We start from the raw sequence: 23,352 nt of genomic DNA, 5'->3' as shown, positions 1-23,352 counted from the left end.
CCGGCGGGGGTGACATTTCCCGCCGCGCCTGCGCCTTCCGCGCCAAGTTACCGGCGGGTTAACGTTGGTTCATGCCGATTGAGTCGTCCCGCGACGCCGTCATCGTCGCCACCGCCCGCTCCCCCATCGGCCGGGCGCACAAGGGGTCCCTGCGCGACGTCCGCTCCGACGACCTCGCCGCGACCATCGTCCAGGCGGCCCTGGACAAGATCCCCGCGCTCGACCCGACCACCATCGACGACCTCTACCTCGGGTGTGGCCTGCCCGGCGGCGAGCAGGGCTTCAACATGGCCCGGGTGGTGTCGACGCTGCTCGGTCTGGACACCGTGCCCGGTGCCACGCTGACCCGCTACTGCGCCTCGTCGTTGCAGACGACCCGGATGGCGATGCACGCGATCCGGGCCGGTGAGGGCGACGTGTTCGTCTCCGCCGGCGTGGAAATGGTGTCCAGCTACGCCCGGGGCAGCTCCGACGGGCTGCCCTCCGAGGCCCAGGCCCTGGTCGGCGGCGGCTGGGAGAACCCCCGCTTCGGTGCGGCCGGCGAGCGCTCCAAGCAGCGCGCGCAGGGCGGCGCGGAGGTGTGGACCGACCCACGCGAGACGGGCGACCTGCCCGACATCTACCTGACCATGGGGCAGACCGCGGAAAACCTGGCCCAGGTGTACGACGTCACCCGCGCCGACATGGACGAGTTCGGCGTACGCAGCCAGAACCTCGCGGAGAAGGCCATCGCCGACGGTTTCTGGGCCCGGGAGATCACCCCGGTCACCACGCCGGACGGCACAGTGGTGAGCACGGACGACGGTCCCCGTGCCGGCGTCACCCTCGACGCGGTCTCCGGACTCAAGCCGGTGTTCCGCCCGGACGGCCGCATCACCGCCGGCAACTGCTGCCCGCTCAACGACGGCGCGGCCGCCGTGGTGGTGATGAGCGCCCAGCGGGCCGAGGAACTCGGGCTCACCCCGCTGGCCCGGATCGTCTCCACCGGTGTGACCGCCCTGTCGCCGGAGATCATGGGTCTCGGGCCGGTGGAGGCGTCCCGCCAGGCGCTACGCCGCGCCGGGATGACCATCGACGACGTCGACCTCGTCGAGATCAACGAGGCGTTCGCCGCGCAGGTCATCCCCTCCTACCGCCAGTTGGGCATCCCCGAGGAGAAGCTGAACGTCATGGGCGGTGCGATCGCCGTCGGCCACCCGTTCGGGATGACCGGTGCCCGGATCACCGGCACCCTGCTGAACGCCCTGGAGTGGCACGACAAGACCATCGGTCTGGAGACGATGTGCGTGGGCGGTGGCCAGGGCATGGCCATGGTGCTCGAACGCCTGAGCTGAACCGCCGCTGGCCGCACCCGCCGATCACGGAGGAAGCCTCAGAGCGCGTTGCGGGTCGCCGTCACTTCGGCGGCGGCCCGCGCCAGCACCTCGTCGTCGGCACCGGCGGCCACCAGGTCCGCCACCACCACCCGCACCTGGTCGGGTAGGGCCAGGTCGTTGTCGAGCCGGGGCACCGTCCGGCGCGGCTCCCCCTCGGCGTCAGCGGCCAGGTTGGCGATCTCCTGCACCAGCCGGTGCACCAGGTCGGCGCGGGACACGTTGCCGGCGGTCGCAGCCGCCGCCCAGCGCGGCTGCTGCCAGTGCACGACCTGTCGCACCAGCAACGTCACGGCCTTGTCCAATTCCGCTGCGCTCATCGCCGCCGAGTCTACGGCCGACCGACGCCACGGCGGAGATCGACTCGGGCTCCGGGGAATCGGGGCATCACTGCGGCTCGGACACGCCGACTTTACGGAACCGAGTCGGTCATGCGGGTCAGCGGCGCAGGTAGCTGAGCAGCCGCAGCAGCTGCCAGTAGAGGAAGACCAACCCGGTGAGCAGGCCGAACGCGCTCAGCCACGCGAACCGGCGGGGTCGCCCGTCCCGCACCGAACGCTCGACGAGATCGAAGTCGAGGATGAAGCTGAACGCCCCGGCGATGATGGCGACCACCGAGAAGACGTACGGCAACCAGCCGACCTCGCCACTGACGCTGTAGACCGCCAGCCCTGGCCGTCCGGAGATCAGGTACGACACCAGGTTGACCACACTGAGCACGGCGATGCCGAGCAGCGTGCCGATCACCAGACGCGCCAACCGGGGCGTCGCCCGGATCACCCGGGCCCGGTAGAGCGCCGCCATGCCGAGGAAGACGCCGAAGGTGCCGGCCACCGCCTGCACCACGATGCCGGGATAGACCTGCTCGAAGGCGCGGCTCGCCACCCCCAGCAGCAGACCCTGGAGCACGGCGTAGCCGACGATCGGCACCGGGTTGGTGATCGCGCGCAACGAGATGACCAGGACCAACGCGATCGAGGCGAGCGCGCTGCCGGCCAGCGCGGCACCCAGCCACGCCGCGTCCGGGATCACCGCCCAGGACACCGCCGCCGACGCTCCGGTAACGAGGAGCAACCCGACGGTACGCACCACCACGTCGTCGACGCTCATCGGCTCGACGTCGCGGGAGCCGAGCACCCGGGCCTCCACCCGGCCGGCCTCGTCCAACCGGTTGAGTACCGGGTTGTTGCTGCGCACCGCCGCCTCCTTCACCCGCGTACCCCTTGCAGTCACTCTGCCCCGGGCGGACCGGCGGCGGCGGGGAAACGGCGCGGACGACGACGGCGCCCGCCCCCACCGGAGCGGGGACGGGCGCCGTTCGGCAGGGCGGACGAGGTCAGTCGTCGCCCTGGAAGTAGCTCAGCAGGCGCAGGATCTCGATGTAGAGCCAGACCAGGCTGACCAGGATGCCGAACGCGGCCACCCAGGAGTAGCGCTGCGGCAGGCCCATCCGGACGCCGTCCTCGATCTCCTTGAAGCTGAGCACGAAGCTCAGCGAGGCGACGACGATGCAGACCAGGCTGAAGCCGATCGCCAGCGGGCTGCCGTCGCGCAGACCGGTGTTAACGCCGAAGAGCGCCAGCACCAGGTTGATCATCATGACGGCGAAGAGACCGACCATCACCGCGATCATGCCCTTGACGAACGCCGGGGTGGCCCGGATGACCTTCGCCTTGTAGAGCATCGCCATCAGGAAGAAGATGCCGAAGCTGGCTGCGGCGGCCTGGAGCACGATGCCGTCGTACGCCGTCTCGAACGCCTTGCTGACCATGCCGACGAAGACACCCTCGACGACCGCGTACGCGATGACGAGGGCCGGGTTGGCCATCCGGGAGAACGAGATGATCAAGCCCAGGACCAGGCCGACCACCGCCGCGCCGATCCATGCGGTACCGACCAGCGCGTCGGGCACGAGCACCCAGGCGGCCGCAGCGGTGATGCCGAGGATGCCGAGGAGGGCGACCGTCTTGACGACCACGTCGTCGACGGTCATCGGCGCCACGGTGGGGGGCGCGGCCGGGTAACCGGCCTGGGACGGGTACTGCTGGGGAATGCCGGGCTGTCCGTACGGCCCGGCCGGGGCGTACCCGGCGGAGCGCTCCCGCTCGGCCGCTTGGCCGAGCCGGGCGAGCACCGGGTTCGAGGTCTTCACTGTCTGGCCTCCCTCAGGGGGTCGTTTGCACGTGAACGTGCCCTCCAAGAGTAAACGGCGCAGCCAAGTCCTGGTGATCACGTATGAGAATGCGTCTGAGTGACAGGTGCCCGGGGCGGGGGTCGAACCCGCACGCCTTTCGGCAGCCGCTTTTAAGGCGGCCGTGTCTGCCTTTCCACCACCCGGGCGGGTGGCACCGGCGCTCCGACACGCACAGTGCAGTGTCACCGTAGCCGGTCTCCGGCGACCCGGCGTACCCCGACGGGTCGGCCACATTAGGGTCGATGTCGTGAGCAGCGCAGCCCCCACGGCCCCCGACGCGGCCCCTGAGCAGGCCCTCCGCCTCGCCGATCAGGTCAACCGCCGGCCTCGGACCACCCGGCTGCTGGCCGCCGTCAGCCGACACCGGGGCGATGTGCTCGTCGCTCTGCTCTGGGCCGTGCTGGCCGGCTGGCTCACCCACGGGCTGTGGCCCGACCCCGCCGGCCGCATCCTGTCGCTCAACCCGGAGGACCAGGCCCTCTACGAGTGGTTCCTCGCTGTCGACGCCCGCGCGCTGCTCGGCGACTTCGACCTGCTCAGCGACCGGCTCAACGCACCCGACGGCGTCAACCTGATGGCCAACACCACGGTGATCGCGCTCGGCATCGCCTTCGCGCCGGTCACCCTGCTGCTGGGCGCTCCGGTCACCTTCGCGCTGCTCGCCGCCGCGAACCTCGCCGGCACCGCTCTCGCGTGGTACCTGCTGTTCCACCGGACCCTCCGGGCCCGCCGGCTCGCCGCCGTGCTCGGCGGGGCTCTGTGCGGGTTCGGCCCGGGGATGGTCTCGCAGACCAACAGCCACCTGCACATGACCGCCCAGTGGCTGGTACCGGTGATCGTGTGGCTAGTGGTCCGGCTGCTGCGGGCGTCCGACCCGGGGCCGACACCCGACGGTCCGCGTCGCGACCTGACCGCCGGCCCGGACCGCCGACGGATGATCACCTCCGCTGTCGGGCTGGCCGCCGCTGTCACCGCGCAGGTCTTCGTCGGCGAGGAGGTGCTCTTCCTCGCCGCCATCACCCTGCTGGTGATGGCGATCAGCTACGCCGTGGCGGACCGGGACCTGGCCCGGCGGGCACTACCGGGCTTCGCCGGCGGGCTGGCCATCGCCGCCGGGCTGGCCCTGCTGGTGCTCGGCTACCCGCTGTGGTTCCAGTTCGCCGGCCCGCAGGGAGTCGCCGACGGGATGTTCACGCCGGCCTACTTCTCCGCCGACCTGAGCAGCTGGTGGACCCTCTCCCCACTGTCGGTCGCCGGCAGCGACGAGTCGGCCCGGCTGACCACCGGACCGGCCGAGTACAACACCTTCCTGGGTTGGCCCCTGCTGCTGGTCGCCGCCGCCAGCGCGATGTGGGTCGGGCGACGTCGACTGGTCTTCGCCTGCGTCGTGGCGGGCCTGGTGATGGGTGCGCTCTCCCTCGGCCCGGAAGTGGTGCTCGGCGGCACGAAGACAGCGATTCCCGGCCCGTACGCGCTGATCAGCGGGCTGCCGGTGGTGGACGGCGCGCTGCCGATGCGGTTCGCGCTGGCAGTGCTGCCGATCATCGCGACACTGCTGGTGCTGGCGGTCGACCGGGCTCTGCGCAGCGCCGGTCGGGCACGACGGCTGGTGCCCCTGGCCGTCGGCGCGGCGCTGCTGCCGATCTTCCCGACCCCGCTGCCGACCGCCGACCGACCCGCCGTGCCGGAATTCGTCACCGGCGGACACTGGCGGCAGTGCGTACGCCCCGGCGGGGTGCTGGTCCCGGTGCCACTACCCACGCCCAAGGAGCCCTGGCCGATGCGCTGGGCCACCGCCGCCGACGCCGCCTTCGGTATGCCGGAGGGGTTCTTCATCGGGCCGTACGGACGGGGCGGCAGCGCCGCGATGGGCACCTTCAAGCAGCCCACCTCCGCTCTGCTGGCCGACGTCGCCCGACGCGGCGACCAACCGGCCATCGGCGACGAGCAGCGCCGTCAGGCCGCCCGGGACGTCGAGTTCTGGGGTGCCTCCTGCGTGGCCTTGGCCGACGACGCCCCGCACGCGGACAGCCTGCGGGCGACCCTGGAACAGCTCTACGGCCCGGCCACCCGAATCGCCGACGCCTGGGTCTGGCGGGTCTGACGGTCTGCCCAGGCATGCGGAAAGGGCCCCTTCCGACGGAAGGGGCCCTTTCGCGAGCTGCTGATCAGACGCGCGGGGCGCCGACCGGCTGGGACGCCTCGGAGAACTCCTCGCGCGGGTCGTGCAGCTGCCCCAGGGCGACCACCTCACGCTTGAGGACGAACGCCAACGTCCAGTCCACCACCACGCGGACCTTGCGGTTGAACGACGGGATCCGGCTCATGTGGTACGTCCGGTGCATGACCCAGGCCGGCCAGCCGGTCATCTTGATCCCGTACACCTGGGCGACGCCCTTGTGCAGGCCGAGGCTCGCGACGCTGCCGACGTGCTTGTGCTTGTAGTCCACCGGCTCGCGGCCCCGGATCACGGCGGCGATGTTGTCGGCCATCCGGGCGGCCTGGCGCACCGCGTGCTGCGCGCTCGGCGAGCAGAAGTTGCCCGGCTCCTTCGTCAGGTCCGGCACCGCGGCGCAGTCACCGGCGCTCCACGCGCCCTCGACCACCCGATCGCCGTCGACCACCTGGAGCGTGGGCAGGCAGGTGATCCGCCGACGGTCGTCACGCGGGAAGTCCGTCGAATCCAGCATCGGCGAGGGCTTCACGCCGGCCGTCCACACGATCGTGTCGGACCGGAAGCTGTCACCGTCGGAGAGCTTCACCACGCCGTCGACGCAGGACTCGAGCCGGGTGTCCAGCCGGATGTCCATGTTCCGCTTCATCAACTGCTGGACGGTGTAGGCGCCCATGTCCCGGTCGACCTCGGGCAGCACCCGCTGGGTGGCCTCGACCAGCACCCAACGAACCTCGTCCTGCTTCAACTCCGGGTAGTAGCGCAGGGCGTCGCGAGCCATGTCCTCCATCTCGGCGAGCGCCTCGATGCCGGCGTACCCACCGCCGACGAAGGTGAAGGTCAGCGCTGCGCGACGGACGTCCGCATCGGGCGTGGCAGCGGCCACGTCGAGCCGGTCCAGCACGTGGTTGCGCAGGTAGATCGCCTCGCCGATGGTCTTGAACCCGATGCCCTGCTCGTGCAGGCCGGGGATCGGCAGGGTGCGGGACACCGAGCCCGGAGCCACGATCACGTGGTCGTAGGTGATCTCCCGGGCCGGGCCGCTGATCGGCTGCACGGTCGCCACCTTGCGGTCGTGCTCGATCCGCGTGACGGTGCCGGCCACCATCTTGCAGCGCTTCAACTCCCGCCGCAGGGGCACCACGGAGTGCCGCGGGGAGATGTTGCCCGCCGCCGCCTCGGGCAGGAACGGCTGATAGGTCATGTGCGGCTGGGGATCCACCACCATGACCTCAGCCTCACGGGAGCTGAGCTTCTTCGACAGGCGCAGGGCCGCGTACAGACCGACGTGCCCGGCACCAACCACAAGGATCCGCTTCGGATTCACGTTGTCTATCTTTCCCCGGCCGGCTCAGGTAATCCCGCTCGCGCCCCCCATCTGTGACGGAGCACAACCCCTGTGACCTGCGTAACCCTCCCGTAGCAGCGGTCACCGCCGCCGCAGGAGCCAGCCCAGCAACGCTGCCGTGCCCACGGCGAGCAGCAGACCCAGCACCGTCACCCACTGATAACCGGTCTCCCCACCCAAGCCCCCGGCCTGCAACAACAGCACCCCCAGCACGGCGGTGCCCAGCAGGACCGCCGCCGAGCGCAGCAGCCACCGAGTGATCAGTTCGGGGTCCACCACCGCGTCGTACGGGAGCAGCGCGGCCAGCGCGCACAGGGTGTGCCCCAGATAGAGCAGGGCGGCGAGGGCGAGCAGCCGCCAGAGGGCAACAGGGCGGCCGTACCCGTCGGTGGCGAGCAACCAGCCGCCGACGGTGACCAACGCCGTGAAGGTCGCCCAGACCCGACGCGGGCCGAAGGCGGGCAACAACGCGGCAACCGTCAGGAACAGGATCGGTCGCCCGGCAAGCACCTCCGAGGGAAAGGCGAGGGCGAACCCGGCAAGCACGACGACGAAGATCGCACACCGCACCAGGAGCGGAGCGACGCTGATCCGGGTGACAGCGTGCTGGACCGCCCGGACCCGCCCGGACACGGCGTCGATCATCTGCGCCTCCGCTCGTTAGCGACTGCGGGGCTCGCAAGCTCACTCCTCGCGCTCACCGAGCCCGCCCTTCGTTCGCGACTGCGGGGCTCGCAAGCTCACTCCTCGCGCTCACCGAGCCCGCCCTTCGTTCGCGACTGCGGGGCTCGCAAGCTCACTCCTCGCGCTCACCGGCCACCCACCCTTGGGGCCGTCGCCAACCTCGCCACATCCCGCAGCACCAGGTCCAGGCTGCCGGCGCCCGCCCAGCGCACCACCGGTACGCCGTGCTCCCGGAGCTGCCCGATCATGACCTCACGATCCAACCGCCACAGCCGGTACGCCACCTCGGCCCACCCCCGGTCCTTCGGTGACGCCAGGTCGGTCGGCAACGTGTCGACAGCCACCACGAACCGGCCGGCGCGGGCCAACCGGGCGAGCATCTGCGCGGAGCGTTCGTCCAGCAGCGGAGTGAGGACCACCACCAGCGCGTCCGACGACAGCAGTTGCGGGCCGAAAACCTGGTCGTACGGCTCGTGCGAGGACGACGTGACGCGGATGTCGAGCAGCCACTCCAGGACCGTCAGGTACTGCCGTCGTCCGGCCGCCGGACGGAGCCGGCGGGCTGCCGGCCCGTACTCCAGCAGCGAGACGCGGTCACCGCGGTGCAGGTAGTGCTCGGCGATCGCGGCGGTGGCCCGGACGGTGGTGTCCAGCACCGAGGCGGCACCGTTCACCCCGCCGGAACGACCCGCCTCGGCGAGCACGTCGAGCAGCACCACCACCTCGGCGTCCCGGTCGGAGAGGGTGGAGGCCACGTGCAGTTGGCGGGCACGCAGCGAGACCCGCCAGTCGATCCGGCGCAACCGGTCCCCGGGGGCGAAGACCCGCACGCCGGCCAGTTCGCCGCCCTCACCGGGCCGCCGCGAATGGTGCGCCCCGACCAGACCGGCGGCCCGGGGCATCGCCTCCACCGCCTCGAACGGCTCGGTACGCGGGTACACCCGCACGCGAACCGGCTCGACGATCACCGCGCGGGAAACCAGCAGGCCCCCTGCCGTGGCGACCCGAGCGCCGGCCGGGCCGACCGGATGTCGGCCCCAACGCAGGGCACGCCCGGCCAACTCCAGGTCGACAGCCGATCCGACGGGCACCGAAGTCACGAACGGCCGGTCGGCCACGGAACGACCCGCGCCGCTGACCGCCGGACCCTCCCCACCGGTCGGCGGCACGTCGGCGACGGCCTCGTCCCGGGCGAAGCCGGCCCGGAAGATCCGCAGCCACGGCGAGACCCGGGTACGCAGCACCACCAGGTCGTAGTCGACGGTGTCCGGGTTGCCGACGCTGACGGCCGCCGTCGCGGCACCGCCCTCGACCAGTGGCCCGTCGTCACCCGTGGTGATCCACACCTGCGGCAGCGCCGTCGGCCGTCGACGCAGCGCGTACGCGGTGCCCAGCGCGAACGGGGCGGCCAGCACGATCAGGTCGACCCGCCCCAGCAGCACCCCCGCCACGAGCAGCAGACCGGCGAGCAGCACCGCCCGACCGAGCGCCGGGGTGGGCGCCCAGCCGGCGGCCGGTTCCGGCTCGGTGGATCTCGACTCGGTCGGTGCGGTCATCAGCGCTGGGGCCCGCCAGCGGCGTAGCTGGGCAGCGCGCCACTCGCCGGGGCCGGGGTGCCCTCCAGCACCTCGCCGACCACGAACGCCGGGTCGACCCGACGCAACCACATCTCCGGGCGCAGGGTGATCCGGTGGGCCAGCGCGGGCGCGGCCACCTCCTTGACGTCCTCCGGCACCACGTAGTCCCGTCCGGCGAAGACGGCACGCACCCGAGCCAGCAGCAGCAGCGCCAACGAACCGCGCGGTGACGCGCCGACCAGCACCGACGGGTGCTCCCGCGTGGCCGCAGTGAGGGCCACGATGTACCGGCCGACGGAGTCCTCCACCACCACGTCCTCCAGAGCGGCCTGCATGGCCCGCAGCGTGGCCGCGTCGACCACCGCCTTGATGTCCGCCTCCTCGCGGCGACGACCCATCCGACGGCGGAGCACCTCCCACTCCTCTTCGTGGTGCGGGTAGCCGAACGAGACCCGCAGCAGGAAACGGTCCAGTTGCGCCTCGGGCAGCGGGTAGGTGCCCTCGTACTCGATCGGGTTGGCGGTGGCCAGCACGTGGAACGGCTCGTCCAGCTTGTAGGTCACACCCTCCACCGAGACCTGCTTCTCCTGCATCGCCTCCAGCAGCGCGGACTGGGTCTTCGGCGGAGTCCGGTTGATCTCGTCGGCGAGGAGCAGGTTGGTGAACACCGGGCCGGCCCGGAAGGCGAAGTCGCCGTTGCGCTGGTCGTACAGGAACGAACCGGTGACGTCCGCGGGGAGCAGGTCGGGGGTGAACTGCAACCGGCGGAAGTCCAACCCGAGCGCCTGCGCGAACGAGCGCGCGGTGAGCGTCTTACCCAACCCGGGAAGGTCTTCCAGCAGGACGTGCCCACCCGCGAGGATGCCGGCGAGGACCAGTTCCAACGCGTCCCGCTTGCCGACCACGACGGTGCCGACCGCATCCAGGACGGCCCGGGCGAGGTGGCCGACCTCGGCGGGGGCGATGCTCCGGTCCACGTCCTTCATCAGATTTTCTCCAGTTCGGCGACGATCACCGCGAGGTCGCGCGGCGACGGGGTGCGGCGAGGCGGGGTATCCAGGAACGTCCACAGTCGGTCACCCAGCAGGGCACGGGCACGGGCCGGATCCGACTCCCGGGTGACGCCGTGCTTCAGGCGCATCCGCTCGTCGGCCAGCTCACCGATCCGGGGCAGAACCGTCCCGGTGAACCGTTCGGGTCGGGTCGCGGACCAGTCCAGGGGCCACTCCCACCGGTTGATCGCGCTCCGCAGCGCATCCCGGGCACCCCAGTTGTAGCTGCCGTCCTCCTCGCCCGGCGCGGACCGGGGACCGGCCGGCGGCGGGGGTGGCGGCGCGAGCAGGGCGGTGACCCGGCGGACCGCCAGGACGGCGAGCACCCCTGCGATCAGTACCGGCAGTGAGATCTGCAGACCCACCGCGCGGAGACCGACGAGCAGCACCGCGACCAGCGCGGCGGCCCCCGCGAGCGCGCGCAGCACGGGACCCAGCCGGGAGCGGCGCTCCGGCGGACCGGACGGCGTCGCCTCCTCCTCGAACGCGAGCAGGTCGTCGATGCTGGTGCTGCTCATGCCGTCGTCACCGCCGTGGTGAGCTCGCCGCGCAGCCGGCGCAGCGCGGCGCGGGCCTGGTCGCGGGTGCGTTCGTCGACCGGACGGGTGGCATACCGGGCCTCCCGGTAGACGTGCGCGAACTCGGCCAGCACGTCGGCACTGACGATCGCCGGCACACCGGCCGCCGGGTCTCCGCGCAGCAGCCGGCTGACCAGGTCGGTGGGGGTGTCCCCGGTGAGCCGTGGCACGCCGGCCGCCGCGGCGGCCTCCTCCAGGCGCACCCAGCAGGCGATCACCGCCACCCGTGGGTCGGTGTCCCGGTCGTCCAACTCCACCAGGCCGGCGTCGAGGGCGGCGACCACCTCGCGGGCGGTGCCCTCGGCGGTACGCCGGGCCCGCTGCGCCGGCAACGTCCGGGTGGTACGGCGCAACGCGCCCCGGATCAGGACCCAGGTCAGGTAGCCGAGGGCGGCCAGGATGGCGAGCCCCAGCAGGACCATCGCCACAGTGCCGATCCACTGCGGTATGTGCGCCTGGGTGGCCTCGCCGGCCTCGCGTGGCTCCACCGGGATGGACGGGGACGGCTCGACCGTCGGGTACTCGGGCACCCAGGGGACGTTCTCCGCCGCCGGTGGGATCCGACTGGTCCCGAGCGACGAGTGGGCGGACGCCAGCGCGGCACCGGCCAGCAGCGCGGCGACCGCGCCGACCGGCCACCACCTGCGAAGCAGTCCCAACGCCGGGCGCAACGCACCGGACTCGGCAGCCGGTGACGGCGCGGGTGGGCGTGTTCCGTCTGTCATCGCCACCGCCCCACGCGTTCTCAGTCCACCCCGGCCAGCTGTTTAGCCTGGTCGAAGACGTCGTCCAGCATCTTTGGCGTCAACCGCCCGGTGAAGGTGTTCTGCTGGCTGACGTGGTAGCTGCCCAGCAGGTCCGGAGCGGCTGTGCCGGACCAGTGTGCCCCATGACCGAACACCGGTCGCGGGCTGGGCGGTCGCAGCCCGTACACCTGACGCAGCACCGGCCACCACGCAGCCCAGGCGAATGCGCCGAGCGCGACCACGACGCGCAGCGTGGGCCGGATCAGCGAGACCTCACGGTGCAGCCAGGGTGCGCAGGTGTCCCGCTCCTGCGGGGTCGGCTTGTTGTCCGGCGGCGCACATCGGACGGCCGAGAAGATCCGGATGTCGCGCAGGGTGAGCCCGTCGTCGGCGGCGACGCTCGTCGGTTGGTTGGCCAGCCCCGCCCGGTGCAGCGCGGCGAACAGTACGTCACCGGACCGGTCGCCGGTGAAGATCCGACCGGTGCGGTTGCCGCCGTGCGCCGCGGGTGCCAGCCCGAGGATCGCGATCCGCGCGTCGGCGGGGCCGAAGCCGGGCACCGGCCGACCCCAGTACTCCTGGTCGCGGAAGGCGGCCCGGCGGGTGCGGGCCACCTCCTCCCGCCACTCGACCAGACGGGGGCAGGCAAAACAGTCGCTGACACCCGCGTCGAGGTCGGCCAGGTCGGCCGCCCGCGCTGCGCGGGCGACCACCTGTTCCGGGGTACGCGACTCAGCCAAGCTTGGCCCGGAAGAGTTCCAGGGTGCGGGCGAAGGCCGTGGAGGCGGCGCGCTGGTCGAACGCCTCCGGCCGGTCGTCGTTGAAGAAAGCGTGCGAGGTGCCCGGGTAGTCGTAGAGGTGGCAGTCGCCGCCGGCCTCCTCGATGGCCCGGCGGGCGGTCTGCACGCCCTCGGCGGCCGAGGTGCCGTCCTCTTCGGAGCAGTGGATGACAGCGGCCTTGCCGGCGTAGTCGGCCCAGTCGGGACGCATCGAATCCCACGGCAGCACGGGGTAGAAGCCGGCGGTGGCGACGATCCGCTCGGAGATGGTGGCCGACCAGAGGGCGAGGCTGCCACCGGCGCAGAAGCCCACGGCACCGACCTTACCGGTGACCTCCGGCCGTCCGGCGAGATAGTCGGCCGCGCCGGCGATGTCCTTCGCCGCCTCGTCCATCCGCATCGCCATCAGGAGGCGCTGCGCCTCGTCGGGTTCGCTGGTCGTCTCGCCGTGGTAGAAGTCCGGCGCGAGGGCGACGAAACCGGCCTCGGCGAACCGGTCCGCCACCGACCGGATGTGCGGCACGAGGCCCCACCACTCCTGGATCACGATGACGGCAGGGCTGGCCATTCCGCTGGCGGGTATCGCGAGATACCCCTCGCTCGTGCCCCCGTTGCTGCGGTAGCTCACCATTTCGCCCATGGGCCGTCCTCCTAGCGGTCAGTCATCGTTGGCTGGTCGCCCAGTGGTCCTACGTGCCGGTAGCCTGCCACGCCGCGCGGCCCTCGGGAAGACGCCGGAACAGTGGCATTCACCTCCTGTTCGCTAGCCGGTGACCGCGGGTACGCCAACGGCGGCGGGATCCCTCCCGCCGCCGTCGATGGTGGTCTTCCTCGCTGGTCAGGCCTTCTTGGTCAGGCAGAGCACGTAGCCGGTCTTGCCCGGCTCGATGCTGGAGAAGACGTACCCCTCCTCGCCCTCCTTGAAGAACTGGTCGCAGGCGGTGCCGGCCTGGGCCTGGGCCTGGCTCTGGTCGTTCACCCGACCGACCACCGTGTACGCGGCGTCGGTGGAGGTGCAGGACACGACCTTGGCGCCGTCGACCTCCTCCTGCTCCGTACCGGTGACCTCGGGCAGCTCGGCGATGCAGTCGCCGACCTTGGCGTCAGCCGTCTCGTCCTTGTTGAAGTAGTTGCCGATCGCCGAGGCGATGCCGAACTTCAGACCGGCGATGACGACGACCGCGAGGATCGCGCCGATGATGCCCAGCGCCTTCTTGCCACCGGACTTCTCCGCCTCCGGCTTGGCCGCGTCCGGCGCAGGGGTGTTCGGCGCAGGGGTGTTCGGCGCGGCCGCGTCGGGCGCGGGAGTGGTCGGCGCGGCCGCATCCGGCGCGGGAGTGGTCGGCGCGGCCGCGTCGGGCGCGGGGGTGTTCGGCGCGGCCGCATCGGGCGCGGGGGTGTTCGGCGCGGCCGCATCGGGCGCGGGGGTAGTCGGCGCGGCCGCATCCGGCTCGGCTCCGGCCGGCTTGGCCGTCTCCGGCTCGGCCGGCGTCGGCTGCGGCGTCTCGACGGCCGGCTGGGGTGCTGCGGCGTCGGGCGCGGAGGGGGGTGCGACCTGCTCTGGCACTGTGGTTCCTTCCGAGGGGTTGATGAGCAGACGACACCGTAACGATCATTGATTTCCGGTGCCGTCCCGCTCGCCTCGTCCGTTCAGCTATTTCCCAGCTTCATCAGCATGATCCAGTTCACACCGTTACTCAGCTCGTCGCGGTCGGTGTCGGTGTGCCACTCGGCGTCCCGGTGGAGCCCACCGAGGGCTCGCCGGAGGCCGTCTCGCTCGGCTGCGGCGCACCGGGCGTACCCGCGTTGGCGCTCGGGTCCGTCGTGGTGCCGCCGCCAGGAGTGGCGGTCGGCGTCGTCGCCGGCGCGGCCGGTGGCGTGAGCGGCACTGTCGCACCCGGGGCACGAGGCCCGAAGGGCGCCTGCTCCGGGCAGTACGGGTACGGCCGCAGCAGCGGGTTGCCGTACTCGTCGATCTGGCTCCCGCAGTCCGGATAGCCCAGGCGGATCGGGTTGCCGTTCTGGTCGAAGAGTCGCGCATCCTCCACCAGACGACCCTCACGGTCGTAAACGTAGACGTCCCGGATCTGGCTGTACTGGCTGTCGACCGAGGTCTGGTCGTAGTAGTAGTCGCGGTCGAGGCGGTCCTCCACGTGGCCGAGTGCCGCGAGGGCGAACACCACCAGGACGAACGTGCCGCCATGCAGCGCCCATCGTGGCCAGCCGGCCAACCGGGCGGATCGGCGACCGATCCAGATGGAGGCGAGCACGAATGCGACGAGCATGACCATGCCGGCGAGCAGTTCTCCGCCGAACCGGGGCAGCAGCCCGTAGCTTCCGTTGGTGCTCATCATCGTCACCAGCATCGCCGCCAGGTAGCCGCGCAGCACCCACCAGGCGGGTCGCAGCAATCGGAGGAACTCGCTCGCCGTCTCGTACCCGAGCGCTGGGCCGAGTCGGACGTCGATCGCGCGCAGCCGGGTGCGGACCCGGACCATGGCGGTGGCGACCCGCTGGTCGAGGTTGCGTCCACTGACGCTGGCGGCGCCGGCAGCGGCGCGCAGTTCGGCGGCGTACGTCTCGGGCTCGCCCAGCCGCTCGACGAGCGTGCCCCCGGACTCGGCGGCAACCTCGGTGAGGTGGTCGGCGAGGTCCTCGGTCAGCTCGTCGCGCTGAGTGGGCGGCAGGTCGGCCAGAGCGGCCCGGACCCGCGCCACGTAGTCGGTGATCTCCTGCTCCGTGACGGTCATGCCGCCAGCCCCCGATCGTCGAGCAGAGTGTCCATTGTGGTGGCGAACGAGCGCCAGAGCTTGCCGGAGCGGGTCAACTGGTCACGCCCCGCGGCGTTGAGTGAGTAGTACTTACGGTGCGGCCCGGATTCGCTCGGCACGACATAGGTGGTGAGCAGGCCGGCGGCGAAGAGGCGACGAAGCGTCCCGTAGACCGAGGCGTCACCGACCTCCTCCAGGCCAGCCTCGCGCAACCGGCGCAGGATGTCGTACCCGTAGCCGTCCTCCTCCCGGAGCACGGCCAGGACGGCCAGGTCCAGCACGCCCTTCAGTAACTGTGTGGTGTCCACGCATTGGAGACTAGTGTGCAATGCGAAGTAGCGTCAACGATCTCGCCCCAACACGCCGACCTGAGCGCAGCGAGCGGAAAACGCGACACGGAGCGGACGGCCAAGCGGAGCGGCGCGCGGCGGGCGGCGGGCGGCGCGGCGCAAGGCGGGCGGCGCGGCGCGAACAGCCGAGCCCGGACGGCGCGGCGCGACGGCCGACCACGAAGCACAAGGACCTCGGCGCGGGCTGCCGAGCGCCGAGCGGACGCTCCTTGATCGTGCTCGATCAAGGATGTAGTGGCCTCGGCGCCGCAGGTTCACCACTACTTCCATGATCGAGCGAGATCTTGGGGCGTGCGGCGAGATCAACGACAAAGATCCGCACAACATCGGGGATGTTGCTGTCTCCCGCGCGCCGCAGGCAGCAACATCAGGGAAGTTGCGCGAATCTTGGCGCGGCGCGGGTTCGGCGCGCGGGTTCGGCGCGCGGGTTCGGCGCGCGGGCGCGACCGGCGAGATCGACTCGGGTTCGGCGATGTTGGGGTGTCGTGGTGACGGGGATACCCCGACTTCGGCGAAGGCGAGTCGATCAAGCGGCTAGCGGGTGGCTAGCGGGCGACAAGTGGCTAGCGGGCGACAAGCGGCTAGCGGGTGGCTGGTTGGAGGCTCCAGGCGATGCCGTCGAGAATGTCGTGCTCCGAGGCGACCACCGAGGGCATCCCGGCCCGCTCCATGATCACGCGAAGCACCAGCGCGCCCGCGCCGATCACGTCGGCCCGGCCCGGGTGCATCACCGGGGTCGCCAACCGCTGGGCACGGGTCTGACCCAGCAGGTCCGCCGTCACCTGGGCGACCGCCTCGTACGACACGCGGGCGTGGTGGATGCGCTCCGGGTCGTACTCCTGAAGGCCCTGTGCGATGGCGACCACTGTGGTGACGGACCCGGCGAGGCCGACCAGTGTGGCCGCCTCCCGGCCGGGCACCGCGGCGAGCGCCCGGTCCACGGCGGCCGCGATGTCGGCCTGCGCGGCGGCGACCTGCTCGGACGTCGGAGGGTCATCGGGCAGGTGCCGTTCGGTCATCCGGACACAGCCGATGTCCACCGAGATCGCCGCGCGCACCCCGGCCTCCCGGTCGCCGACCACGAACTCGGTGGAACCGCCGCCGATGTCCACCACCAGGAAGGGCGCCTTCGCGTCGGCCGGCAGCCCGCGCACCGCACCGGTGAACGACAGCCGGGCCTCCTCGTCGCCGGTGACCACCTCGGGCGCGACGCCGAGGGTGCGCTGCACCATCTCGGTGAAGTCGGCCGCGTTGGCGGCGTCCCGGGAAGCGGAGGTGGCACACATGCGGACCCGCTCCGCGCCCAGCTTCTCGATGTCGGCGGCGTACGACGCCAGCGCCACCCGGGTCCGCTCGATCGCCTCCGGGGCCAGCCGACCGGTGCGGTCCACACCCTCACCGAGCCGGACGATCTCCATCCGTCGGGTCAGGTCGACGAGCGGCGCCGGCGGGCCGGCCGAGTCGTCGGGCAGGTCGGCGACCAACAGTCGGATCGAGTTGGTCCCGCAGTCGATGGCCGCCACACGCGTCGTCACGGCAGCAACCTTACGGCAGGCCGGACGACCATCCGGCGGGTCGGCACGGCGGCGGACACGTCGCGGGCGGGTCGTCCGACAGGCCCCGCAGCAGATTCGCGCCGAGCGTCGTCAGGTGATGCCGGACGGCCCCACCCTCCCGCTCGCTGACCACCAGACCGGTCGCCCGCAGCGCGCTGGCGTGCTCCGAGGCCGAGGAGAGGCTGATGCCGACCGCCCGCGACAGCACAGTGGTGGTCAACCCACCCTCGGTCGCGAGTCGGCGCAGGACCAGCGCCCGGGTGACGCCGAGCAGCCGGCCGAGGGCGTCGCCGTCGGCGGTGGCCGGACGCGCGGGCATCGCCGACGGGTAGACGAGCAGGATGGGGCGACCCGGCTCGACCAGGACCCGTGGTCGGGGCCCGGCCAGCGGGGAGGGCAGCAGGAGCAGCCCGTGACCGGTGCCGGGCAGGTCCCCGTCCCACCACGTCCGTATCTCCAGCACCGGCTCCCGCCAGCTGATCGCCGGATGCAGGTCCGCGAAGAGGCCGGCCAGGCCGTGTCGTGCCAGCCGCCGGCTGGCACAGGTCACCTGCTGGCGGTACGCGGAAACCAGCTCGGACCAGTGCGGCGCGAGGACGGCGTCGAACCAGGTGCGGACGGCCCCGCCGAACAGGTCCAGCACCTCCGGGTCGGCCGCCGCGAACCGTCGCCGCAGCGGGGTCGTCGCCACGTCCCCGTACGCGGCGACGACCTCCTCGCGTACCCGCCGTGCCGGGGTGGCCTGGATCGCCTCCAAGCCGGCGGTGAGCGACTCCACACCGTCGAAGGGCGTGACGAAATCCGGCAGACGCCCCCGTGCCGGCAGCAGGTGTCGCAGGATCGCGGTCGCCGCCTGGGCGGTCCCGGTGCTCTCGACGGCTGCCGCTCGCTCGGCCAGGGCCGGCGCCATCGTCGCGACCGTCGGGTCGCGCAACCACTGCCCGGCCAGCAGCGCGGTGCCGACGGGGTGCAGCCGGTCGCCGAAGCGCACCCGGCAAAGATCCGCCGACCCGAGATGGAGGCGAAGCATGGGAGACAGCCTGCCCTGCTTCGCCCAGGACCGAAAGGGTTGTTTCCCGAGTCGGCCACCTCCAGGGTGGACGGCGGGGTCGACGGGGGATGGCCGACGTGCGGCCGACGGTGGCAGTGTTGACGGGGCTCTGCCTCACCGTCATGGCTGCAGCTTGTGCTGAGCGGGGGCAACCCTCGTCGGCCCCGACCTCCGCAGCGTCCGCGTCGAGCTGACGACGCCTACTACAGGCGCAGCAGCATCCGGGTGTTGCCCAGCGTGTTCGGCTTGACCCGCTCCAGGTCCAGGAATTCCGCGACACCCTCGTCGTACGAGCGCAGCAGCTGCTCGTACACGGGTTGCGGCACCGGTGCGCCGTCGATCTCCCGGAAGCCGAACGCGCCGAAGAACTGCGTCTCGAAGGTGAGCACGAAGATCCGCGCCACGCCCAGCTCCCGGGCCGCGTCGATCAGCTCGCTCACCAGTCGGTGCCCGATCCGCTGACCGCGACACGACGGGTCCACCGCGACCGTGCGGATCTCGGCCAGGTCCTCCCACATCACGTGAAGCGCGCCGCAGCCCACCACGACGTCGTCCTCGGCGCGGACGGCGACCCGGAACTCCTGTACCTGCTCGTAGAGGGTGACGGTGGCCTTGCTCAGCAGCCGCCGGTCGTTGGTGTAGGTGTCCACCAGACGCCGGATGCCCCGGACGTCCCCGGTGCGGGCCCGCCGGACCGTGATCTGATCCGCAGTCTGCGCGCTCACTCGTCCGCCGGCACGTCCACGCACGGGCCGGCCGCCCACCAGGGCTCGACCAGCTCCAACGTCTCGTCGCCGAACGGGTTGACCCCGGGGCCGGCGCCCAGCGCGTGCCCCAGGTGCACGTGCAGGCACTTCACCCGGCCCGGCATGCCGCCGGCCGAGATTCCGGCGATCTCCGGAACCTCGCCGATCGCCTCCCGGCGGGTGAGGTAGTCCTCGTGCGCGGCACGGTAGTGGGCGGCCAGCTCGGGGTCGGTCGTCAGCCGGTCCGCCATCTCCTTCATCAGCCCCGCCGACTCCAGCCGGCTGCACGCCGCAGTCGCCCGGGGGCAGGTCAGGTAGTAGAGCGTGGGGAACGGCGTGCCGTCGGCCAGGCGCGGGGTCGTCTCCACCACGTCCGGCAGGCCGCACGGGCACCGGTGGGCGACCGCCCGGGTGCCCCGGGGCGTGCGGCCGAGCTGCGCGGCCACCGCGGCCAGGTCGGCCTCGGTCGCCGGCTCCCGCTGCGGCAGGGGTACGGAGTCCGCCGCCGGCTCCGACGGTGGTACGACAGTCACGGTGCCCATCTCTCCTGGTGCGCTGATCGGTGGTTCACTTGCCCGGCTGCTCGCTGTCGGCCGCCTGCACGCTCGACCAGAGCGTGTCGTACCAGGTGGTCGGCCCGGCTGGTGGCGTTGCACCGGCCGACTTCCCGGCGTCCCGGGCCGCGCCCTCCGGGTCGTACAGCACCACCATCATCTTCTCGCCCGGCTCGCCCATGAAGAACCGCTCCCGAGCCTGCGTCTTGATGTACGCCGGGTCTTTCCAGTTGGCCGCCTCGGCGGTGAGCTTGGCGATCTCCGCCTCCTGCGCCGCCTGGGCCGCCTCCATCCGCTCGATGTCGGCCTGCTGGTCCAGGTAGACCCGGACCGGGTACGTGTAGGCGAGCGCGAGCGCGATCAGGACCGCGAACAGCACTGTGGCCCGGCCGGTGAAGCGACGGGGGTGGGGTGCGACGAGCCGCTTGACGGACCCGCCGGCGGCGGTACGCCGAGCGGCGGCCGGACGATTCGCCGAGCGCACACCCTCGGCGCCCCGGGCCGCGCCCGGTGCCCGACCAGCGGCGGTACGGGGTTCGGCGCGTACGCCGGCCTCCCGCACCGATCCCCGCGTGGAGCGGCCTCCGCCCGGCCGACCGGACTGACCCGGCCGACGGGCGGGACGCTGACCACCCGGTGTGCGGCGCTGCTGCATCGTCACACCCCTCCCCCGAGGCTTCGTGCGTTACAGGGTTTGTCGGGAAGCCCCGCGGCGGGGCTTCCCGGCAGCGTCTCAGGCCGAACGGTAGCGCGGGAACGCGCCGGCGCCCGCGTAGCGCGCCGCGTCGGCCAGCTCCTCCTCGATCCGGAGCAGCTGGTTGTACTTGGCGACGCGGTCCGAGCGGGCCGGCGCGCCGGTCTTGATCTGGCCACAACCGGTGGCGACCGCCAGGTCGGCGATGGTGGTGTCCTCGGTCTCGCCGGAGCGGTGGCTCATCATGCACTTGAAGCCGGCCCGGTGGGCCAGGTCCACCGCGTCCAGGGTCTCGGTCAGCGAGCCGATCTGGTTGACCTTGACCAGGACCGCGTTCGCGGACTTCTCCGCGATGCCGCGGGCGATGCGCTGCGGGTTGGTGACGAACAGGTCGTCACCGACGATCTGCACCCGGTCGCCGATCGAGGCGGTCAGCGTCTGCCAGCCGCTCCAGTCGTCCTCGGCCAGCGGGTCCTCGATCGACACGATCGGGTACTCGTCGGCCAGCTTGGTGTAGTAGGTGCTCATGTCCTCGGCGGACTTCGCGGCACCCTCGAAGGTGTAGGTGCCGTTGTCGAAGAACTCGGTGGCCGCCACGTCGAGCGCGAACACGATGTCGGTGCCGAGCCGGTAGCCGGCCTTCTCGACCGCCTCGGCGATCAGGTCCAGGGCCGCCGCGTTCGTCGGCAGGTTCGGCGCGAAGCCGCCCTCGTCACCGAGGCCCGTCGACAGGCCCTTCTTCTTGAGCACCGACTTCAGCGCGTGGTAGACCTCCGCGCCCGAGCGCAGCGCCTCCCGGAAGGTGGGCGCGCCGATCGGCGCGATCATGAATTCCTGGATGTCGACGTTCGAGTCGGCGTGCGCGCCACCGTTGAGGATGTTCATCATCGGCACGGGCAGGAGGTGCGCGTTCGGGCCGCCCAGGTAGCGGAAGAGGCTCAGCTCGGCGCTGCCGGCAGCGGCCTTCGCCACCGCCAGGGAGACCCCCAGGATGGCGTTCGCGCCCAGCTCCGACTTGCTGTCGGTGCCGTCGATGTCGAGCATCTTCTGGTCGATGAGCCGCTGCTCGCTGGCCTCGTACCCGATGATCTGGTCGACGATCTTGTCTTCGACGTTGGAGACCGCCTTCTCCACGCCCTTGCCCTGGTAGCGGTCGGCGTCACCGTCGCGCAGCTCGATCGCCTCGAACGCGCCGGTGGAGGCGCCGGAGGGCACCGCGGCGCGAGCCACCGTGCCGTCGTCCAGGCCGACCTCGACCTCGACAGTGGGGTTGCCCCGCGAGTCGAGAATCTCCCGGGCGACGATTCCCTCGATGGTTGCCACTGAGTCGCTCCTCGTTGTTGTAATCCGGTCCGTGGGTGGGCCGCGACGGTGCGGCTGAGGCAGGTGTTGAACGCAGCGTATCGGGCCACGGGAAACGGCACGGCGTCGCCCGCGCACCCGAGTCGCCCCGCACTGACGGACATTCCCGGATTTCCGGGCGTCAACCGGCAACGGGTTTGCGCTGCGCGGACCAGATCCACCAGGCTGGTCGGCATGCCCGCCGCCTCGACCACCCTCCGCATGCTCGCCGTGTCGGTCATCGCGTCGCTCACGGTCACTGGCTGTCAGACATTCGAGGACGCCGGAGTCGCCATGGGTCGCTCGGAACTCGTCAACGACCTCGCCGCCCGACTCGACCGGGCGTTGGAGTTGACGTACTCGGCCGACTACCAGCTGCCCGGCGGCCAGAGCGCCGCGATCGTGCAGGCGCAGGACCCGGCCCGCTCCGCGTACACCTATCCGGGCGGACGGCTCACCGTCACACCGGAGGCGATCACCCGGTGCACGACCACCGGCGCCCGGCCGGAGTGCACCCTCGCCACCCCGCCCACCCCGGGCAGCAAGCCCACCGTGACGCTCTTCGGCGAAGCCAACCAGCAGGGGCTTGTCACACCGCCGGTGGTGGTCGGGCTGCTGACCACCGCCGCACTCGACCCGCAGGCGGTCATCAAGCAGAGCGACACCACGATCGCCGGACACCACGCCGCGTGTGTGGACGTGGAGAGTTCCTCCGGTGACTTCACCGCCTGCGTGACCACCGAGGGTGTGCTCGGCAGCTTCACCGGACCGGTCGACGGCAAGCCGATGGAGTTGGCGCTGAGCCGCTACTCCGCGACCGTGGACAACGACGCGTTCGACCCGCCGGCCGGCGCCGGGGTCGTCGACAGCCGCCCGGGAGGGTCGTGACCGACTCGGCCGCCGCTGCCGGGCCCTACGCACCCGCGTCCGCGGCACGACCCGCCGGTTTCCAGCCCGGGGCCGAGCGGGGGCGGCTACCCGCCTCCGGCGACTTGGCCCTACCGGTGACCGGCGCGAAGCTGCTGACCGGCGCCGACGGCCGACCACTCCGCGTCGCCGACCTGCCCGCCGACACCGACTGGGTGCCGCTGGGCACCCTCGACGGGGTGCCCACCTGGGCCACCGATCTCACCACCGCCGGCACCCTCCCCGGCCGGGCACGCGGCTGGGCGTCCCTCGCCGCCGAGGTGCCGGAGCCGCACGCCGCGCTCGCCAGCCGGGCGTTGGCGGTGATCACCTGGCGGCGTACCCACAGGTGGTGTGGCGCCTGCCGCGCCGAGCTGACCGACAAGCCGGGCGAGACCGCGCGGCGGTGCCCCGGCTGCGGCCTGTACGTCCCGATGCAGCTCTCCGCCGCCGTACTGGTGGCGATCACCCGCCCCGGCCCGGCCGGTCACGCAGACGAGCTGCTGCTGGTCCGGCACGCCACCGGACCGACCGGGCTGTGGGCACTCGTGGCCGGCTTCGTGGAGGCCGGCGAAACGCTGGAGGCGGCGGCGCACCGGGAGGTCGGCGAGGAGGTCGGGCTGTCCGTCGACCGCCTGGCGTACTTCGGCAGCCAGCCGTGGGCGATCTCCGGCCCCGGCGTGCTGCTCGCCGGCTTCACCGCCCGTGCCGCCGACCCGCACGCCGAACCGGTGGTCGACGGCCGGGAGCTGACCGACGCTCAGTGGTTCGGCGTGGATGCGCTGCCGGCGGAACTGCCGCCCGCGTACTCCATCTCGCGCTGGCTGATCGACGCGACAGTGACCGCCGCGCGGCGCTGAACCGCGCGGGCTCGGCGTC

General features: G+C 72.0%; 24 protein-coding genes and 1 tRNA gene. 4 read left to right on the top strand and 21 right to left on the bottom strand.

Features of this window, described 5'->3' with window-relative positions; all coding sequences use genetic code 11:
* Positions 1 to 71 precede the first annotated feature (71 nt).
* Positions 72 to 1,334 (top strand): acetyl-CoA C-acetyltransferase, encoded by a 1,263-nt coding sequence (locus O7631_RS09620; protein WP_278143931.1) that lies wholly within the window; start codon positions 72 to 74, stop codon positions 1,332 to 1,334.
* Positions 1,335 to 1,372: 38 nt separating this feature from the next.
* Here the strand turns inward: O7631_RS09620 and O7631_RS09615 are convergent, their stop codons facing one another.
* The 4 genes from O7631_RS09615 to O7631_RS09600 form a co-directional block, all read right to left on the bottom strand.
* Positions 1,373 to 1,693, bottom strand: coding sequence for a hypothetical protein (locus O7631_RS09615; protein WP_269681096.1), 321 nt, complete (start codon positions 1,691 to 1,693; stop codon positions 1,373 to 1,375).
* A 118-nt stretch (positions 1,694 to 1,811) separates the two neighbouring features.
* Complete coding sequence (locus O7631_RS09610; RefSeq protein ID WP_278143930.1) at positions 1,812 to 2,570, bottom strand: Bax inhibitor-1/YccA family protein; 759 nt, start codon at positions 2,568 to 2,570, stop codon at positions 1,812 to 1,814.
* Positions 2,571 to 2,709: 139 nt separating this feature from the next.
* Positions 2,710 to 3,525 (bottom strand): Bax inhibitor-1/YccA family protein, encoded by an 816-nt coding sequence (locus O7631_RS09605; protein WP_269681098.1) that lies wholly within the window; start codon positions 3,523 to 3,525, stop codon positions 2,710 to 2,712.
* Positions 3,526 to 3,632: 107 nt separating this feature from the next.
* Positions 3,633 to 3,713: transfer RNA gene (locus tag O7631_RS09600), tRNA-Leu, on the bottom strand.
* 101 nt (positions 3,714 to 3,814) lie between these two features.
* On the opposite strand from O7631_RS09600, the gene O7631_RS09595 reads away from it, so the two are divergent.
* On the top strand, positions 3,815 to 5,671 hold the full coding sequence (locus O7631_RS09595; RefSeq protein ID WP_278143929.1) for a hypothetical protein: 1,857 nt from the start codon (positions 3,815 to 3,817) through the stop codon (positions 5,669 to 5,671).
* Between the two features lie 64 nt (positions 5,672 to 5,735).
* Here O7631_RS09595 and O7631_RS09590 read toward each other — a convergent pair whose 3' ends face one another.
* From O7631_RS09590 to eno, 17 genes are all read right to left on the bottom strand, one after another.
* Positions 5,736 to 7,067, bottom strand: a complete 1,332-nt coding sequence (locus O7631_RS09590; protein WP_088986303.1) for an NAD(P)/FAD-dependent oxidoreductase — start codon at positions 7,065 to 7,067, stop codon at positions 5,736 to 5,738.
* A 102-nt stretch (positions 7,068 to 7,169) separates the two neighbouring features.
* The gene (locus O7631_RS09585; protein WP_278143928.1) at positions 7,170 to 7,733 is read right to left on the bottom strand and encodes a hypothetical protein; all 564 of its coding nucleotides are present in this window, start codon (positions 7,731 to 7,733) and stop codon (positions 7,170 to 7,172) included.
* A 164-nt stretch (positions 7,734 to 7,897) separates the two neighbouring features.
* Positions 7,898 to 9,328 carry a DUF58 domain-containing protein gene (locus O7631_RS09580; RefSeq protein WP_278143927.1) on the bottom strand — a complete coding sequence of 477 codons (1,431 nt, stop codon included), beginning with the start codon at positions 9,326 to 9,328 and terminating at the stop codon, positions 7,898 to 7,900.
* The gene (locus O7631_RS09575; RefSeq protein ID WP_088986306.1) at positions 9,328 to 10,335 is read right to left on the bottom strand and encodes a MoxR family ATPase; all 1,008 of its coding nucleotides are present in this window, start codon (positions 10,333 to 10,335) and stop codon (positions 9,328 to 9,330) included. Before O7631_RS09575 ends, O7631_RS09580 begins: the two co-directional genes overlap by 1 nt.
* Positions 10,335 to 10,919, bottom strand: coding sequence for a hypothetical protein (locus O7631_RS09570; RefSeq protein ID WP_278143926.1), 585 nt, complete (start codon positions 10,917 to 10,919; stop codon positions 10,335 to 10,337). The genes O7631_RS09575 and O7631_RS09570 overlap by 1 nt, the downstream gene beginning before the upstream one ends.
* Positions 10,916 to 11,704 carry a DUF4129 domain-containing protein gene (locus O7631_RS09565; protein WP_278143925.1) on the bottom strand — a complete coding sequence of 263 codons (789 nt, stop codon included), beginning with the start codon at positions 11,702 to 11,704 and terminating at the stop codon, positions 10,916 to 10,918. The genes O7631_RS09570 and O7631_RS09565 overlap by 4 nt, the downstream gene beginning before the upstream one ends.
* A gap of 20 nt (positions 11,705 to 11,724) precedes the next feature.
* Positions 11,725 to 12,438: a uracil-DNA glycosylase gene (locus O7631_RS09560; protein WP_278143924.1), complete on the bottom strand. Its 714-nt coding sequence runs from the start codon at positions 12,436 to 12,438 to the stop codon at positions 11,725 to 11,727.
* 19 nt (positions 12,439 to 12,457) lie between these two features.
* Entirely contained in the window at positions 12,458 to 13,144 is a 687-nt protein-coding gene (locus tag O7631_RS09555) for a dienelactone hydrolase family protein (protein ID WP_278143923.1), read from the bottom strand.
* A 198-nt stretch (positions 13,145 to 13,342) separates the two neighbouring features.
* Complete coding sequence (locus tag O7631_RS09550) at positions 13,343 to 14,071, bottom strand: hypothetical protein (RefSeq protein WP_278143922.1); 729 nt, start codon at positions 14,069 to 14,071, stop codon at positions 13,343 to 13,345.
* A gap of 130 nt (positions 14,072 to 14,201) precedes the next feature.
* Positions 14,202 to 15,254: a hypothetical protein gene (locus O7631_RS09545; protein ID WP_278143921.1), complete on the bottom strand. Its 1,053-nt coding sequence runs from the start codon at positions 15,252 to 15,254 to the stop codon at positions 14,202 to 14,204.
* Entirely contained in the window at positions 15,251 to 15,583 is a 333-nt protein-coding gene (locus tag O7631_RS09540) for a PadR family transcriptional regulator (protein ID WP_088986312.1), read from the bottom strand. Before O7631_RS09540 ends, O7631_RS09545 begins: the two co-directional genes overlap by 4 nt.
* 623 nt (positions 15,584 to 16,206) lie before the next feature.
* The gene (locus tag O7631_RS09535; RefSeq protein ID WP_278147897.1) at positions 16,207 to 17,148 is read right to left on the bottom strand and encodes a Ppx/GppA phosphatase family protein; all 942 of its coding nucleotides are present in this window, start codon (positions 17,146 to 17,148) and stop codon (positions 16,207 to 16,209) included.
* Positions 17,149 to 17,170: 22 nt separating this feature from the next.
* Complete coding sequence (locus O7631_RS09530) at positions 17,171 to 18,211, bottom strand: helix-turn-helix transcriptional regulator (protein ID WP_278143920.1); 1,041 nt, start codon at positions 18,209 to 18,211, stop codon at positions 17,171 to 17,173.
* A gap of 224 nt (positions 18,212 to 18,435) precedes the next feature.
* Positions 18,436 to 18,957, bottom strand: coding sequence for an amino-acid N-acetyltransferase (locus tag O7631_RS09525; protein WP_278143919.1), 522 nt, complete (start codon positions 18,955 to 18,957; stop codon positions 18,436 to 18,438).
* Positions 18,954 to 19,511: a DUF501 domain-containing protein gene (locus tag O7631_RS09520; RefSeq protein WP_278143918.1), complete on the bottom strand. Its 558-nt coding sequence runs from the start codon at positions 19,509 to 19,511 to the stop codon at positions 18,954 to 18,956. The genes O7631_RS09525 and O7631_RS09520 overlap by 4 nt, the downstream gene beginning before the upstream one ends.
* A 34-nt stretch (positions 19,512 to 19,545) precedes the next feature.
* Positions 19,546 to 20,187, bottom strand: a complete 642-nt coding sequence (locus O7631_RS09515; RefSeq protein WP_278147896.1) for a septum formation initiator family protein — start codon at positions 20,185 to 20,187, stop codon at positions 19,546 to 19,548.
* 78 nt (positions 20,188 to 20,265) lie between these two features.
* Positions 20,266 to 21,549 carry a phosphopyruvate hydratase gene (eno, locus tag O7631_RS09510; RefSeq protein ID WP_269681111.1) on the bottom strand — a complete coding sequence of 428 codons (1,284 nt, stop codon included), beginning with the start codon at positions 21,547 to 21,549 and terminating at the stop codon, positions 20,266 to 20,268.
* A gap of 213 nt (positions 21,550 to 21,762) precedes the next feature.
* On the opposite strand from eno, the gene O7631_RS09505 reads away from it, so the two are divergent.
* Together O7631_RS09505 and nudC are read left to right on the top strand one after the other, a co-directional pair.
* The gene (locus O7631_RS09505; RefSeq protein ID WP_278143917.1) at positions 21,763 to 22,455 is read left to right on the top strand and encodes a hypothetical protein; all 693 of its coding nucleotides are present in this window, start codon (positions 21,763 to 21,765) and stop codon (positions 22,453 to 22,455) included.
* Positions 22,452 to 23,333: an NAD(+) diphosphatase gene (nudC, locus tag O7631_RS09500; RefSeq protein ID WP_278143916.1), complete on the top strand. Its 882-nt coding sequence runs from the start codon at positions 22,452 to 22,454 to the stop codon at positions 23,331 to 23,333. The genes O7631_RS09505 and nudC overlap by 4 nt, the downstream gene beginning before the upstream one ends.
* Positions 23,334 to 23,352 lie beyond the last annotated feature (19 nt).

This window comes from Micromonospora sp. WMMD967, assembly GCF_029626165.1.
In the GTDB taxonomy this organism is placed as follows: Bacteria; Actinomycetota; Actinomycetes; order Mycobacteriales; family Micromonosporaceae; genus Micromonospora; species Micromonospora taraxaci.
This window is presented reverse-complemented; position numbering and strand designations above follow the sequence as displayed.

Coding starts and splice junctions, on each gene's coding strand:
- O7631_RS09505 (WP_278143917.1), top strand. CDS start 21,763: ATGCCCGCCGCCTCGACCACCCTCCGCATGCTCGCCGTGTCGGTCATC.
- O7631_RS09515 (WP_278147896.1), bottom strand. CDS start 20,187: ATGCAGCAGCGCCGCACACCGGGTGGTCAGCGTCCCGCCCGTCGGCCG.
- O7631_RS09570 (WP_278143926.1), bottom strand. CDS start 10,919: ATGAGCAGCACCAGCATCGACGACCTGCTCGCGTTCGAGGAGGAGGCG.
- O7631_RS09575 (WP_088986306.1), bottom strand. CDS start 10,335: ATGAAGGACGTGGACCGGAGCATCGCCCCCGCCGAGGTCGGCCACCTC.
- O7631_RS09615 (WP_269681096.1), bottom strand. CDS start 1,693: ATGAGCGCAGCGGAATTGGACAAGGCCGTGACGTTGCTGGTGCGACAG.
- O7631_RS09565 (WP_278143925.1), bottom strand. CDS start 11,704: ATGACAGACGGAACACGCCCACCCGCGCCGTCACCGGCTGCCGAGTCC.
- O7631_RS09555 (WP_278143923.1), bottom strand. CDS start 13,144: ATGGGCGAAATGGTGAGCTACCGCAGCAACGGGGGCACGAGCGAGGGG.
- O7631_RS09620 (WP_278143931.1), top strand. CDS start 72: ATGCCGATTGAGTCGTCCCGCGACGCCGTCATCGTCGCCACCGCCCGC.
- O7631_RS09545 (WP_278143921.1), bottom strand. CDS start 15,254: ATGACCGTCACGGAGCAGGAGATCACCGACTACGTGGCGCGGGTCCGG.
- O7631_RS09585 (WP_278143928.1), bottom strand. CDS start 7,733: ATGATCGACGCCGTGTCCGGGCGGGTCCGGGCGGTCCAGCACGCTGTC.
- O7631_RS09580 (WP_278143927.1), bottom strand. CDS start 9,328: ATGACCGCACCGACCGAGTCGAGATCCACCGAGCCGGAACCGGCCGCC.
- O7631_RS09530 (WP_278143920.1), bottom strand. CDS start 18,211: ATGCTTCGCCTCCATCTCGGGTCGGCGGATCTTTGCCGGGTGCGCTTC.